The organism is Thioalkalivibrio thiocyanodenitrificans ARhD 1, from assembly GCF_000378965.1.
GTDB classification, from domain to species: Bacteria; Pseudomonadota; Gammaproteobacteria; order Ectothiorhodospirales; family Ectothiorhodospiraceae; genus Thioalkalivibrio_A; species Thioalkalivibrio_A thiocyanodenitrificans.
Genome location: NZ_KB900536.1, coordinates 1787246 through 1800201 on the forward strand (window position 1 = coordinate 1787246; position 12956 = coordinate 1800201).

Annotated in this window: 13 protein-coding genes and 1 riboswitch; of the genes, 6 read left to right on the forward strand and 7 right to left on the reverse strand. The window is 65.1% G+C overall.

Translation table 11 applies throughout. The features are described 5' to 3' along the window. Positions 1-139: 139 nt before the first annotated feature. The 5 genes from THITHI_RS0108385 to thiC all read right to left on the reverse strand — a co-directional run bounded on the left by THITHI_RS0108385 (position 140) and on the right by thiC (position 5567). On the reverse strand, positions 140-610 hold the full coding sequence (locus THITHI_RS0108385) for a GNAT family N-acetyltransferase (protein WP_026186181.1): 471 nt from the start codon (positions 608-610) through the stop codon (positions 140-142). A 109-nt stretch (positions 611-719) separates the two neighbouring features. Then, positions 720-941, reverse strand: a complete 222-nt coding sequence (locus tag THITHI_RS0108390) for a DUF2061 domain-containing protein (RefSeq protein ID WP_018232635.1) — start codon at positions 939-941, stop codon at positions 720-722. 226 nt (positions 942-1167) lie between these two features. Beyond that, positions 1168-2676, reverse strand: a complete 1509-nt coding sequence (locus tag THITHI_RS0108395) for a glutamate synthase-related protein (protein WP_018232636.1) — start codon at positions 2674-2676, stop codon at positions 1168-1170. A 177-nt stretch (positions 2677-2853) separates the two neighbouring features. Then, entirely contained in the window at positions 2854-3570 is a 717-nt protein-coding gene (prxU, locus tag THITHI_RS20805; protein ID WP_156820504.1) for a thioredoxin-dependent peroxiredoxin, read from the reverse strand. Between the two features lie 107 nt (positions 3571-3677). Beyond that, positions 3678-5567, reverse strand: a complete 1890-nt coding sequence (gene thiC, locus THITHI_RS0108410) for a phosphomethylpyrimidine synthase ThiC (protein ID WP_018232639.1) — start codon at positions 5565-5567, stop codon at positions 3678-3680. Positions 5568-5610: 43 nt separating this feature from the next. Next, positions 5611-5713: riboswitch (TPP riboswitch) on the reverse strand. 426 nt (positions 5714-6139) lie between these two features. On the opposite strand from thiC, the gene THITHI_RS18715 reads away from it, so the two are divergent. Continuing rightward, positions 6140-6517, forward strand: a complete 378-nt coding sequence (locus THITHI_RS18715; protein ID WP_156820505.1) for a hypothetical protein — start codon at positions 6140-6142, stop codon at positions 6515-6517. A gap of 46 nt (positions 6518-6563) precedes the next feature. On the opposite strand, the gene THITHI_RS18720 is transcribed toward THITHI_RS18715, so the two are convergent. Then, positions 6564-7931, reverse strand: coding sequence for a sensor histidine kinase (locus tag THITHI_RS18720; RefSeq protein WP_018232642.1), 1368 nt, complete (start codon positions 7929-7931; stop codon positions 6564-6566). A 269-nt stretch (positions 7932-8200) separates the two neighbouring features. Here THITHI_RS18720 and THITHI_RS0108430 point away from each other — a divergent pair, with 269 nt between their 5' ends. The 5 genes from THITHI_RS0108430 (at position 8201) to THITHI_RS0108450 (ending at position 11997) form a co-directional block, all read left to right on the forward strand. Beyond that, complete coding sequence (locus THITHI_RS0108430) at positions 8201-9229, forward strand: porin (protein WP_018232643.1); 1029 nt, start codon at positions 8201-8203, stop codon at positions 9227-9229. A 157-nt stretch (positions 9230-9386) separates the two neighbouring features. Further along, the gene (soxX, locus tag THITHI_RS18725; RefSeq protein ID WP_198005593.1) at positions 9387-9866 is read left to right on the forward strand and encodes a sulfur oxidation c-type cytochrome SoxX; all 480 of its coding nucleotides are present in this window, start codon (positions 9387-9389) and stop codon (positions 9864-9866) included. Positions 9867-9875: 9 nt separating this feature from the next. Further along, positions 9876-10814 carry a sulfur oxidation c-type cytochrome SoxA gene (soxA, locus tag THITHI_RS0108440; protein WP_033337139.1) on the forward strand — a complete coding sequence of 313 codons (939 nt, stop codon included), beginning with the start codon at positions 9876-9878 and terminating at the stop codon, positions 10812-10814. A 183-nt stretch (positions 10815-10997) separates the two neighbouring features. Further along, on the forward strand, positions 10998-11516 hold the full coding sequence (locus THITHI_RS0108445) for a hypothetical protein (RefSeq protein ID WP_018232646.1): 519 nt from the start codon (positions 10998-11000) through the stop codon (positions 11514-11516). A gap of 19 nt (positions 11517-11535) precedes the next feature. Continuing rightward, positions 11536-11997, forward strand: a complete 462-nt coding sequence (locus THITHI_RS0108450; protein ID WP_018232647.1) for a hypothetical protein — start codon at positions 11536-11538, stop codon at positions 11995-11997. Between the two features lie 83 nt (positions 11998-12080). Here the strand turns inward: THITHI_RS0108450 and THITHI_RS0108455 are convergent, their stop codons facing one another. Next, complete coding sequence (locus THITHI_RS0108455; protein ID WP_018232648.1) at positions 12081-12794, reverse strand: response regulator; 714 nt, start codon at positions 12792-12794, stop codon at positions 12081-12083. Positions 12795-12956 lie beyond the last annotated feature (162 nt).

The window sequence follows — 12956 nt, forward strand, 5'->3', positions numbered from 1 at the left end:
CTCGCAGAGGATCCATGGACATCCACGCGATCACGTCACCCCGCAGGAACCCGGGCCGCTGGGCGAAACCCGCCCAAAACCCCGTTCCCCGGGCGAATGGGCCGTTGCCGACAAAGGCTTTCCATTCGTTACTTGAAGATCATGCATCCTGCCAGAAGCGCAGGACATAGTCCCGGGATTCGTCGCGCACCGGCAGGCGCTCCAGGCCCTGCTTCTCGAAGAACGGCTCGGCATCCGACTGGGCCTTGATCAGCACACCATCCAGACCCAGTGCGCGGGCGCGTTCCACGCAGGCGCCGAGCAGGCGGTTGCCGATCCCCCGGCGCTGCCGCTCCGGGTCCACGTAGAGACCGTGCAGCAGCAGACCGCGCCGGTCCGCCGGCAGGTCCGACGTCTCCGCAGGCTCCCAGGCGGCCACGCCCGCGATGCGCGCTTCGTCCTCCGCGACGCACACCTCCAGGTGCCCCAGGTCCGTCTCGTCGTAGCGGTACAGAGGCAGACTCAGCCGCTTGACCCGTTCAGGCAGCCGCCACGTCATGACGGCACGCTCGATGACGCCGTTGATATCAGGCAGTTCCGCCCTGCTGGCGATACGCAGCGTGGTGCTCATGGTGTCCTGTCCATCCCCGGCGGCCCACTCTCGGGCCGATCGCATTTGGTCATGGAAAAACCAGACCGCAGGAGGCGCATATCTGTGCGCCCTTCACGGTTCGCTTGCTTCAGGCGACCATCATGGGCCCCTGGGAGCCGGGAGACACCCGGGCCGCCCGACGGGCACGGATGCGCTCCCAGACCTTCTCGTGGAAGTGGTAGGCCACGGTGTTGACCATGGGTTCCACCAGTGCCACCAGGCCACCGATCACCACGCTGCCGGTCAGCGCGAAGGCGACCCCGAAGGCCACGCTGAAGTGCACAACGGCAAAGCTTGCTGTCTTGATCATGGCGGCATTTCCTCATCAGTTCTGTTTCCTTGATGATGAGCCTAGCCAAATGAGAATCGTTACTGAAGTTGATTGTTTGAATTATTATGATAGCCATCATCTATCATGGCGTCGGGAGGTCCAGTGATGAGATACAAGAGGCAAGATACAGGCGGGTGAAGGCCGATGTCTCTTGCTTGTATCTTGTATCTTGCCTCTTGCCTCTGACCGCCCCGCAGGGTCGGTCCTACTCCAATGCCGTCAGCTCGCGCATGTCCCGCTTCCAGGCGGTCAGGTCATTGCGGTTGAACCCGGACAGGTGATCATGGCCGCAGGCGCGGGCCATCACCTGCATGAGCGCCACGGCGCTTTCCAGGAATCGCGCAAGCCGCTCGGCCCCCTCGTCCACATCGAGCCGCCGGCGCAACGCCGGGTCCTGGGTGGCGACGCCGGAGGGGCACTGGTTGGTGTGACACATGCGCGCGGCGACGCAGCCCACCGCCTGGATGGCGCTGTTGGCGATCGCAATGCCGTCTGCCCCAAGGGCCATCGCCTTGATGAAATCCTCCGGAAGGCGCAGTCCGCCGGTGATGATGAGAGTGACATCCTCCGCCCCGCGTTCATCCAGATGCCGGCGGGCGCGCACCAGGGCGGGGATGGTGGGCACGGAGATATGATCCCGGAACAGCCGCGGCGCGGCCCCGGTGGCACCGCCCCGCCCATCCAGGATGATGTAGTCGGCCCCGGCCTCAAGGGCGAAATCGATGTCCGCTTCGATGTGATTGGCCGAGAGCTTGAAGCCGACGGGGATACCGCCGCTGACCTCGCGCACCCGGTCGGCAAAGCGCCGGAAATCATCGGGAGTGATCAGGTCGGTGAACGTGGGCGGGGAGATGGCATCCTGACCGGGCGCGAGACCGCGCACCCTGGCGATCTCCTCGGTGACCTTGCGCCCGGGCAGGTGGCCGCCGGTGCCGGTCTTGGCCGCCTGTCCGCCCTTGAAATGCAACGCACTGATCTTCTCCGGCAACGACTCGTCATACCCGAACTTCGCCGATGCGAGCTCATACAGGTAATCGGGATTGGCCTCGCGTTCCCCTGGCATCATGCCGCCCTCGCCGGAGCAGATGCCCGTACCGGCCTTGCGCGAACCCTTCGCCAACGCCAGCTTGGCCTCCCTGGACAGCGAACCGAAACTCATGTCGGAAACGAACAAGGGGATATCGAGCCGCAACGGACGTTGCGCTCGCGGGCCGATCACGAGTTCCGTGCCCACACCCGCATCTTCGGCTAACGGCCGGGTGGCCAACTGGGCGGTGAGGATCTGGATGTCGTCCCAGCGGGGCAAGTTGATCCGGGGCACACCCATGGCCACGGTCTCGCCGTGGGGTCCGGTTCGCTCCAGGCCGTGGCGGGCCAGTTCGTGGATCCGTTCGAGGGTGGGTTCCTCGCGGGTGGCCTTTACGGATGCGCGATCGCTGTCCGATCCCTCGCCGCCGCCGGAATCTTCTTTGTCGTCGAGCCCGGCATGGCTGCCGTCGCAGTAGGGCGGATTGCCGGTATGCTTGCAGCGGCACAGATGTGCCTCACCGTCCTCGTCCGGGGTGAATGCCACAGGGGTGAAATCCGTGCCCGCATGGGAGCCGTCGCAGAAGGGCTGGTTATTTGATCGGCCGCAACTGCACCAGTAGTACTCCTTGCCGGCCTTGAGCTCGACGGCGATGGGCGTACGGGCAGCGCTCCTGGGCTGGGTCATCTATGGCTCCGGATGTGGGCGTCGCGGCCCAGCATAGCGCACGGGCGTTGACGATAAGAACCCGGGGGGCGGATAGGAGGAGCCAGCAAGCGCAGGAGGTCACAGCCGGCGAATCAACCACATGAAAACCCCGCCTCGGGGGCGGGGTTTTCATCCTCGCGTGCCGGAACGATCCGGCTATTCCATGGATGGGTTCCAGACCTTCCAGACCTTCCCGACCAGGTCCGGCCCCGGCTTGAGGGTTGGCTTGCCCGGCTCCCAGCCGGCGGGGCAGGCCTCTTTGCCTCCGGTAGCACGTATGTGCTGGAACGCCTGAATCTGACGTATGGTCTCGGCAAGTTTGCGTCCGACCGGCGGTGTCATCACCTCCATGGCCTGGATCACGCCATCGGGATCAATGATGAAGCGGCCGCGGAGTTCCACCCCCTGATTTTCGTCCCAGCACCCGTACGCGCGACCGACATGACCTGCCTGGTCGGCGACCATGTGGAAGGGCACGCCCCCTTCCACCATTTTGTCCAACTCCTCCTCATTCCAGATCTTGTGGACGAAATGACTGTCCACGCTGACCGAGATGACTTCGACACCCAGATCCTGCAGCTTCTGATAGTTTGCGGCGACCGCCGACACTTCAGTAGCTCAGACGAAGGTGAAATCACCTGGATAGAAACAAAGCATCACCCACTTGCCCGCATACTCCGACAGCGTCACGCTGGTGAAACCGCCCTTGTAATGGGCGGGTGCGGTGAAGTCGGGCGCCTTCTGTCCGACACGCACACTCATCCTGATCACCTCTTCTCTGCTGGTTGATTCGCCTGACCCGGGGGCATCAGACGGCTGCCCGCCGGCAACCGTGCCGGATACCCGGGCACACGTCAGTGGTTCATCTGCCATGACAGGTCCTCCCGACTGGCGTCGTTGACACTCATCACCTTAACCTTAATAGTTGGCACCTGCGCCCGCGTCAACCAGACAGCAGAAACGCACAGGGCCCGCGGTATTCATACCTCCCGGTAGATCTGCGCGCCCTTCGTCACGAACTCCACCGCCTTCTCCTGCATGCCCTTCTCCAGGGCCTCCTGCTCGCTGATGCCCTGTTTTGCGGCGTAGTCACGCACGTCCTGGGTGATCTTCATGGAACAGAAGTTGGGGCCGCACATGGAGCAGAAGTGCGCCACCTTGTGGGCCTCCTTGGGCAGGGTCTCGTCGTGGAAATCCCGGGCCCGCTCGGGGTCGAGCGAGAGGTTGAACTGGTCCTCCCAGCGGAACTCGAAACGCGCCTTGGAGAGGGCGTTGTCGCGCACCTGCGAACCGGGGAAGCCCTTGGCGAGATCGGCCGCATGGGCGGCGATGCGATAGGTGATGATGCCATCGCGCACGTCCTGCTTGTTGGGCAGACCCAGGTGTTCCTTGGGCGTCACGTAGCAGAGCATGGCGGTGCCGTACCAGCCGATGTTGGCCGCACCGATGCCGCTGGTGATGTGATCGTAGGCCGGCGCGATGTCGGTGACCAAAGGCCCCAGGGTGTAGAAGGGCGCCTCGCAGCAGTCTTCAAGCTCCTTGTCCACGTTCTCCTTCACCATGTGCAGGGGCACGTGACCGGGGCCCTCGATCATCACCTGCACGTCGTGCTCCCAGGCGATCTTCGTCAGCTCGCCCAGGGTCTCCAGTTCGCCGAACTGGGCGGCGTCGTTGGCGTCCGCGAGGCAGCCCGGGCGCAGGCCGTCACCGAGGCTGAAGGCCACGTCGTAGGCCTTCATGATCTCGCAGATCTCCTCGAAACGGGTGTAGAGGAAACTCTCGCGGTGATGGGCCAGGCACCACTTGGCCATGATGGAGCCGCCCCGGGAGACAATGCCGGTGACCCGGTCGGCGGTGAGCGGCACGTAGCGCAGCAGCACGCCCGCATGGATGGTGAAGTAATCCACCCCCTGCTCCGCCTGCTCGATGAGGGTGTCCCGGAACAGCTCCCAGGTGAGATCCTCGGGCTTGCCGTTGACCTTCTCCAGGGCCTGGTAGATGGGTACGGTGCCGATGGGTACCGGGCTGTTCCTCAGGATCCATTCCCGGGTCTCGTGGATGTTCTTGCCGGTGGACAGATCCATCAGCGTATCGCCGCCCCAGCGGCAGGACCACACCAGCTTCTCCACCTCCTCCTCGATGCCGGAGGTGACCGCGGAGTTGCCGATGTTGGTATTCACCTTCACCCGGAAGTTGCGCCCGATGATCATGGGCTCCAGCTCCGGGTGGTTGATGTTGCTGGGGATGATCGCCCGGCCGGCGGCCACCTCGTCACGCACGAACTCGGGCGTGATCTCCCCGGGGATGCTCGCGCCGAAGGACTCGCCCGGATGCTGGCGAAGCAGTCTGGCGTAACGCGGGTCGGCACGCATCTCCCGGAGCCTGCAGTTCTCGCGGATGGCCACGAACTCCATCTCCGGGGTGATGATGCCCCGGCGGGCATAATGCATCTGGGTGACGTTCAACCCGGCACGGGCCCGGCGCGGCGCACGGATATGCTCGAAGCGCAGCGCCGCCAGTTCAGGGTCCGAGGCCCGGGCGCGGCCGTACTCGGAACTGGGGCCATCCAGTCGCTCGGTATCCCCGCGCGCCTCGATCCACGCCTCGCGAAGCGCCGGCAACCCCTTCATGAGATCAATGCGCGCATCCGGATCCGTATAGGGCCCCGAGGTGTCGTAGACGGTGATGGGCGGGTTCTCCTCCGCGCCCATGGAGGCCTGGGTCGGCGCCTGACCCACCTCGCGCATCGGCACGCGAATGTCCGGCCGGGCCCCGTGAATGAAGATCTTGCGGGAATTGGGGAATGGCCGGGTGATCTCTCCGGAGAGCCGGTTGGTCTTGTTGATGAAATCCTGGGGAATGGCGCTCATGGTGTACCTCGCGTGGGGAGAGGCGGAAGGTACGGAGCGGCTGGGGCGGGCTCCGAAGCTTCCCTCCGCCGGTATGATCCGGTTCAGGTTCCAAGGGTGTATCTCAGCCCATTCGGTTACTCCGATGGGCACCCCTAGCCTCGTCGTGGCTTGAAACTATAGCAGCCCGGACGGGCTTACTGGAACATTGGCAAGTGGCAGGCGGCAAGTGGCGAGGAAAGTCAAGGACTTGCAGCAGAGCCGGTCACAAACCGTTTCAATGACAGCCATCCGGGCATAGCGTCTGGCCTCCGACGGCACCCCCGCCCGGGAGCCTGCCCCTACCGGCGCGAAACCCGGCGGTGGTTTACGCGTTCCGGTAACATTTCGTAACAAATCCGCAGAAGCCTGACATCCGGTGCTAACACGCGCACAGGCAACCTCTTGGCTCCAGCCATCTGAAGAGGAAACACCCGATGTCATTCTTGCGTCCCGGCGGCCAACGCCCCCTTTTCCGCCCAATCCTTGCGGGCCTTTCCCTCGCTGTGGGTATCGGCATGGCGACAGCGGAAACCGACACACACGAAATCACCATGGATATGTTCGAAACCGACCACCGCGCTCCGCTGGTACTGAACGAAACGGAAAAGAACTATGTGCTCTGGGAGATGCGCGAGATGCTCGTCGCGGTCCAGGGGATCATCGAGGGCCTGTCCAACGAGGACATGGAACGGGTGTCCAGCGCGGCGACCGTCATGGGCACACATGCAGCGGACCAGGTACCGGCGGTAACGGTAGCCAAGCTGCCGCTGCAGTTCCGGGAATGGGCCACCGAGACCCACGAGGATTTCGATGCCATCTCCATTGCCGCGCGTTCCGGAGAGAGCCCCGACATGCTCACGTTCCGTCTATCGGGCATGCTCAACACCTGTGTCGCCTGTCACGCCACCTATCGTGTCGAGGTCGAGTGACGGCAACCGCCCGATCTCGCGACGGGGCGGCGACACCGCACACCTGTCAGGTGTGCGGTGTCGCCGCCCCATCGGGCATCGTGGCCCGATCGCAGGGCTGTGAACCCGGAATACGAAGTACGGCATCGGTACCGCCTTGCGGGCACGGCAGCAGCTGCAGATCCCAGCCATTGACCTCGGCAAGCTGCCTGGCAACCGACAGGCCCAGACCACTGCCCCCGCTGTCGGAATTGCGGGACTGCTCGATGCGATAGAACGGCCGGAACACCAGCTCACGCTCCGCCTCGGGGATCCCCGGGCCTTGATCCAGCACATGAATGGCGCAGGCATCGGGCTCCCGGCGCAGCGTGATCCCGACCGGCTTGCCCCCGCCGTAACGCAACGCGTTGTCCAGCAGGTTCATCAGTACCCGGCGCAACGACACGGGCCGCGTGACGATCCTGCAGGACGGCCCCGTCACGCTCACATCCGCTCCCCCGCTGCGCCGCGCATCGTCCGCGATGGCGTCCAGCATCTCCCGCAGCACAACCGGCACCTTCTCCTCCGCCTCCAGGCCCCGCGCGATGTCCAGGAACTCCCCGATCAGGGTGTTCATGACTTCCAGATCCCCGCGCATCCTCTCGATGAGCTGGGGGTCCGAACGCGCGGACAGCAGCTCCAGCGAGAGTCCCAGGCGCGAAAGCGGGGTGCGCAGGTCGTGCGAAATACCCGCGAGCATGGTGGTGCGCGCGGCAAGCAACTCCTTCACCTGCCGCGTCATCAGGTTGAACGTGCGGGTCAGACCGGCGATCTCCTCCGGCCCCGTCTCGGGCAGGGGCGCGGTGAACTCGCCGTGCCCCACCCGCCCGGCAGCCTCGGACAGGCGGGCCAGGGGACGGGTGATGCGGCGCACGTAAACCAGGGCAGTACCGAAGGTCAACAGGGCGCCGACGAGCAACAGCAGCACCACCACCGCGCCCGGATAGACCTCGAGCCGACGCGCAGTGAAGCCGAGCCGCACGTCCCCGGAGGCGGTCGCGATATCGACCCAGAGCCACTTATCGGAACCATTCGGGTCCTGCCCGATGACAACGGACTCCCCCGTGCGCCGCCGAAGCGCATCCTCAAGGAACTCCAGGTACGGATTGTAACGTGCCGGCGTCAACGGCCTGCCCGGCTCCGCCAGCCTGAGCCCCGCGCCCTCCACCGGGGCCGGACCCCATGTGTCCGCACCCCGATCAACCATGCCGGCGGACACCTCGGCGGTGAGCGTCATGAGCCCGGCCAGGTCGTCCGCAGAGCGTCTCGCAATGGGGCTGATCAGAAAGTGGCCCAGCACGGCATGCGAGAACAGGTCGTACACGATCAGCGCAACGGCGATGGCCGCTGCGGTACGTGCAAACAGGCTGCGAAGGCGGGGTCTGAGGATGGTCATTTCACGTTCACCACGATGATGGGGCGATTGTCGCGCGCTTTTGGCTGCCGGTCATCACTCGGTAACAAACTGTTGCGACTCCGCAATACACCGGAAACCACAACGATCCAGCGTATTTGGTGCAAGACCGTGAAAGGCGCGGTGGGCGCGCGGCACCCGGGACCGGCAAGGGTCCTGTGTGCCCCCGGCGCCGACCGCAGCAACCGACGGAACGATCAAAAAACGAACGGAGCGCGGATACAAACCACCACTCAGAGAGGATCGTAACGATGAAGGCAACAAGAACAAGGCAATGCGCCGTCGCCCTGCTGGCGGCGGGTACCCTGCTGGTTTCCACCGGGGCCGACGCGGAAGTGGATATCTGGGGTCAGATCCACCTCTCGTTTGACCATGTAGACGACGGCACGGAGACCCGCAGCGCCGTCGCCAGTAACACCTCCATACTGGGCCTTCGCGGATCGGAGGACCTGGGCGAGGACTCGCGCTTCGTGTGGCAGATCGCACAGGTGATCAACATGGACGGCACGGGCAGTGCAACCTTCACGACCTTCAACAGTTTTGCCGGACTGACCGGCCCTTGGGGGCGGGCCATCATCGGCATCCATGACACGCCGTTCAAGCAGTTCAACGACCAGCTCAACCCCTTCGCGGCGACACTGGGGGACAACCGCACCCTCATGGGCACGGGGGAGGTTCCGGGGGCACATTACAACGTGCGCTCGCGAAACGTGGTGATGTACACCACGCCGAACATGAACGGGCTTCAGGGCATGATCGCCTACAGCACCGATTACCGGGGGCAAGGCCGGGACGAGGACATCTGGAGCGCCAATGTCCGCTACACCACCGGCCAATATCAGATCGGTCTGGCCTACGAGGATCACGACGAGGTCGACGGCAGCAGCGCCCTGCGGCTGGGCGGACGTGTCAACCTGGGTCAGTTCCAGATCGGCGGCGTATACGAAATCATCGACGGTGACGCGGCGCGCTCCCCCCATCTGGACCGCGACGCCTGGAGCCTTTGGGGCGCATACAAGACCGGCCCCTACACCCTGCGCGCCCTGTACTCGGAGGTGGACTCCTACTCGGGAACCAGTGACACGGGTGCCAGCCTCTGGACCGCCGGGGTCTGGCGGGCACTGTCCGAGCGAACCCGGATCTACGCCGTCTACGCCGCCATCGACAACGATGCCGCGAGCCGGCGCGCACTGGGACGTTGGGGACACGGGGAGCATTACGTCCCGGAGGCCGGTGACAACCCCGGGGGGATCTCGCTCGGCCTGTTCCACAGATTCTAGACGCCAGCCGGGTCCGCAGGCCCCTGACAGTCCGCTCTCCCAGGAGCCCTAGGGATCGCTGCGGACCCGGCACATGCCTGGATCCAGATGAATTCCCGCGGGTCGCTCGAGACTCATGCTAGGCGGCCCGCGGGGGCTTTCCCGAGGGATTGATACCATGTACGCAAAACGAATCACTCGCCACCTGATGCGAACCCTTCCGCTGCTGACCCTGTGCCTGTCGGCCTACGCCGACACGCCGGCAAACCGCCCCGCGGGCGGCCCGCCGTTCGCACAATGGCCCTGTTACAGCTACACGTTGCCCTGCGGCGCCCTGTCCACCCGGCCGGCCCGCACCGCCGAGCCGCCGGCGGCACTTGCCGGCGACCCGGACCGGGGCCGCGCCCTGGCACACAACCGGCGCAAGGGCAACTGCCTGACCTGCCACGAGATGCAGGGCGGGACCCAGGGAGGGACGGTGGCACCGGACCTGAGCCAGTACGCCACGTGGGGGCGATCCGACGGGGAGATCTATGCGCGCATCTTCGATCAACGCGCTTTCATTCCCGGTACCGTCATGCCCCCCTTCGGCACGAACGAGATCCTGACCGAACAGGAGATCATGGACATCGTCTCCTACCTGAAGAACTCGAGGTGAACCATGTACATGCATAACAGAATCGGCGCCCAAACGAAGCGCGCCAGGGTGGGCGGCGCACTGGTGGCCATCGCGCTGGCGGCTGGCGCGGGCACGGTGGCGGCCCAGCAGAGCGGTGCACGGGAATACGTACCCTTCGACGACATCGACCCGACCCTCGGCCATCTCGCCGACATGGAATTCTCCGGCACCGTGCGCTACTGGAAGGACGAGGAGACCCTGCGCCGGCACCTGTCATGGGTCGGGGACCCGGAGAACGAATGGAAGCTCAACTACAAGCATCGCGACCTGGAGTACGACGAGCTGCACGGCGGGCACTTCTACCTGGAAGAGGGTGAGGCGGCCTTCAGGGAACTGAGCGAACGGCATCCCGGGTTCGCCGGCTGCATCGGCTGGGGCGAGGCCGATCTGGTCGGGGCCGCCACCCAGTACCCGCGCTACGATCCGGAGACGAACGCCATCTGGACCCTGGAGGGACGGATCGAGCACTGCGCCAAGGCAATCGCGGGGCAGGAACTGCCCCAGGGCAGCCCGGGCAACACGCGTCTCTCCCTGTACGTCAAGTCGCTGAGCCATGGCATGCCTATCGACATGGACATCGGGCAACCGGCACTGCGCATCGCCTACGAACGGGGCAAGGGCCTGTTCTACATGAAAGCGGGGCAGTTCAACTTCGCCTGTGCCACCTGTCACTCTCCCAGGACACCGGTCATGGGACGCAGGTTGCGCGGTCAGACGTCGACGACACCGTTCGCCTTCGTCGCCCATTTCCCGACGTATCGCAGCCCCAGGGGGACCGTGGAGACCCTGCAGGAGCGCATCGGGCTGTGCAGCCGCCAGATGCGCGTCATGCCGCTGCGCCCCGGCGATCCGGCCTACGTAGATCTAGAGGTCTTCCTCACCGCCCTGTCCAACGGCTACCCGATCGTCTCGCCGGGTGTCCGCTGACGGTGCCGTCCGGAACCCCGGGTACGTCAAACCGGGGTTCCGCGCATCCGCCGGCTGGTGGCGCGGAGCCCCTCGTAACACCCTGTAACACTTGCCCGCCGGCCGGACACAGAAGGGAAACGGCACCGGGGCCACAATGGCGTTGCAAGGCATCAGTTATCCAGTTATCAGAAAGGTGTGCACATGAAAAACAGTATCACCAAGGTGCTCGCAGGCGCGGGCCTCGTCGTTCTCCTGGTCACTATGGCCCATACGCCGGGCGTACACGCACAGGAGGAGCGGGCCGCCCTTGGACCGCAGCTCAGCGAGCGACTCCGGACTCTGCTCCGCGAGGAAATGAACCTCATCCAGTCCGGCATGGAGCGTGCCCTGATCGCCATCGCCGCCGGAGACCACCAGACGGTCTACGAGAACGGACGCGACATCTACCGGAGCTTCATTCTCAAGCAGCAGCTCACCGAGGCCGACCGCAGTGAACTCATGGCGGTCGCGCCCGCGGGATTCATCGAACTGGACGGCTCATTTCATGACACCGCGCACAAACTGGCGAAGGCCGGGCGGGACGAGGACCCCGAGTTGCAGGCCTTCTACTTCTCGAGGCTGGTGGAGAGCTGCACCGTCTGCCACGCCCGCTATGCCGGCGACCGCTTCCCCGGCCTGAACCGCCTGGGCGAGTCGGACAGCGGCCACCACCATCACTGATCCCGGAGGGAGCGGATCCATGGGCAAACACCTCGCGTTTCTCCTTGCCGCGGTCGTCACCGGACTGGCCATGACCGGCACGGCCGCCTCGGAAGTCACCTACCGGGATCACGTGCGCCCCTTGTGGGAGAACCGCTGCGCCACCTGTCATGGTGCCGAATCGCCTTACCTGGGCGATTTCGAGGAGGATGAGGCGCGCTACGAGGCCGAACTCAAGGGGCCGCGCATGGACACCTATGCCGACCTGATCTTCTTCGTGGCATGGCCCGACACGGGCGCGCTGATGCGCCGCCTGGACGACGGCTCCAACACCGCCGACGGGAAGCCGGGCAACATGTACGAGCATCTCGGTGAAACCGAAGCGGAACGCCAGAGGAACCTGGCCATCTTCAAGACCTGGGTGGGGGAGGAGGCCTGGACCATGAAACGCCCCCGTGACATCACCCGGGAGGAGCTGGAGCGGTTCCGGCTGGCCTACTGATACACAGCGCGCGGGGAATGGATTACCCCCGGGGTCCGACCGGTTGTCTGACGGGCTTACCCGCCTCCACGAGGCGGGTTCTTTTATCGCCGCTGCCCGGAAGGTGTAAACACATAACCCACGCCCCAGACCGTGCGAATGTAGCGCGGCGAGGCGGGGTCTTCCTCGATCTTGCGCCGCAGGCGGGTCACGCGCACGTCGACACTGCGGTCGAAAGGGGAACGTTCGTACCCCTTGAGCAGGTCCAGGAGCTTGTCGCGGCTCAGAACGCTGTTGGCGTGTTCGGCGAACACTCGCAGCAGGGCGAGATCCCCCGCCGTAAGGGCGACCTCCTCCCCGTCCCGCGTGAGCATGTAGCCGTCGAGATCGAGGCGGAACGGGCCGAAGGCCACGATACGCCGATGATCCTCCGCCGCGATCTCCTGCCGGACCCTGCGCCGCAGCACCGCCCGGATGCGCGCCAGCAGTTCACGCGGGTTGAAGGGCTTGGGCAGGTAGTCGTCCGCGCCCACCTCCAGGCCGACGATGCGATCGACCTCCTCGCCCCTCGCCGAGAGCATGATCACCGGCCAGTCGTGCCGGGCGCGCAGGCGCCGCGCGATCGTCAGGCCGTCCTCACCCGGGAGCATCAGGTCGAGGATGATCAGATCGGGTGTGTTCGCGACCAGATACTCGTCCATAGCGCGACCGTCAGGAACGGCCGCCGCCTGGTAGCCATCCTCCTGGAGATAGCGCTGCAACAGGTCCCGAAGCCCCTGATCGTCATCGACGATGAGTATGGTCTCGCTGGCGTTCATTCCTTGCAACATTACCAGCAGTGCGCACACCCTGCATCACTCGGGGGCTACGGCGATTGGCCGCCGCCCCGACTTGCCCGTCGAGGGCCTTGCCCGTACCCTTGGATGGCCGGCAGGCCCCCGGGTGCCGCAAACATCCGGACCGCGGCCTTCCCACCCATC

Excerpts from the sequence above, each read along its gene's own strand:
- THITHI_RS0108455 (WP_018232648.1), bottom strand. The coding sequence starts at position 12,794 with ATGAACGCCAGCGAGACCATACTCATCGTCGATGACGATCAGGGGCTT.
- thiC (WP_018232639.1), bottom strand. The coding sequence starts at position 5,567 with ATGAGCGCCATTCCCCAGGATTTCATCAACAAGACCAACCGGCTCTCC.
- soxA (WP_033337139.1), top strand. The coding sequence starts at position 9,876 with ATGCATAACAGAATCGGCGCCCAAACGAAGCGCGCCAGGGTGGGCGGC.
- THITHI_RS0108390 (WP_018232635.1), bottom strand. The coding sequence starts at position 941 with ATGATCAAGACAGCAAGCTTTGCCGTTGTGCACTTCAGCGTGGCCTTC.
- THITHI_RS0108430 (WP_018232643.1), top strand. The coding sequence starts at position 8,201 with ATGAAGGCAACAAGAACAAGGCAATGCGCCGTCGCCCTGCTGGCGGCG.
- THITHI_RS18715 (WP_156820505.1), top strand. The coding sequence starts at position 6,140 with ATGGATATGTTCGAAACCGACCACCGCGCTCCGCTGGTACTGAACGAA.
- soxX (WP_198005593.1), top strand. The coding sequence starts at position 9,387 with ATGTACGCAAAACGAATCACTCGCCACCTGATGCGAACCCTTCCGCTG.
- THITHI_RS0108395 (WP_018232636.1), bottom strand. The coding sequence starts at position 2,676 with ATGACCCAGCCCAGGAGCGCTGCCCGTACGCCCATCGCCGTCGAGCTC.
- THITHI_RS0108385 (WP_026186181.1), bottom strand. The coding sequence starts at position 610 with ATGAGCACCACGCTGCGTATCGCCAGCAGGGCGGAACTGCCTGATATC.
- THITHI_RS0108445 (WP_018232646.1), top strand. The coding sequence starts at position 10,998 with ATGAAAAACAGTATCACCAAGGTGCTCGCAGGCGCGGGCCTCGTCGTT.
- THITHI_RS0108450 (WP_018232647.1), top strand. The coding sequence starts at position 11,536 with ATGGGCAAACACCTCGCGTTTCTCCTTGCCGCGGTCGTCACCGGACTG.
- THITHI_RS18720 (WP_018232642.1), bottom strand. The coding sequence starts at position 7,931 with ATGACCATCCTCAGACCCCGCCTTCGCAGCCTGTTTGCACGTACCGCA.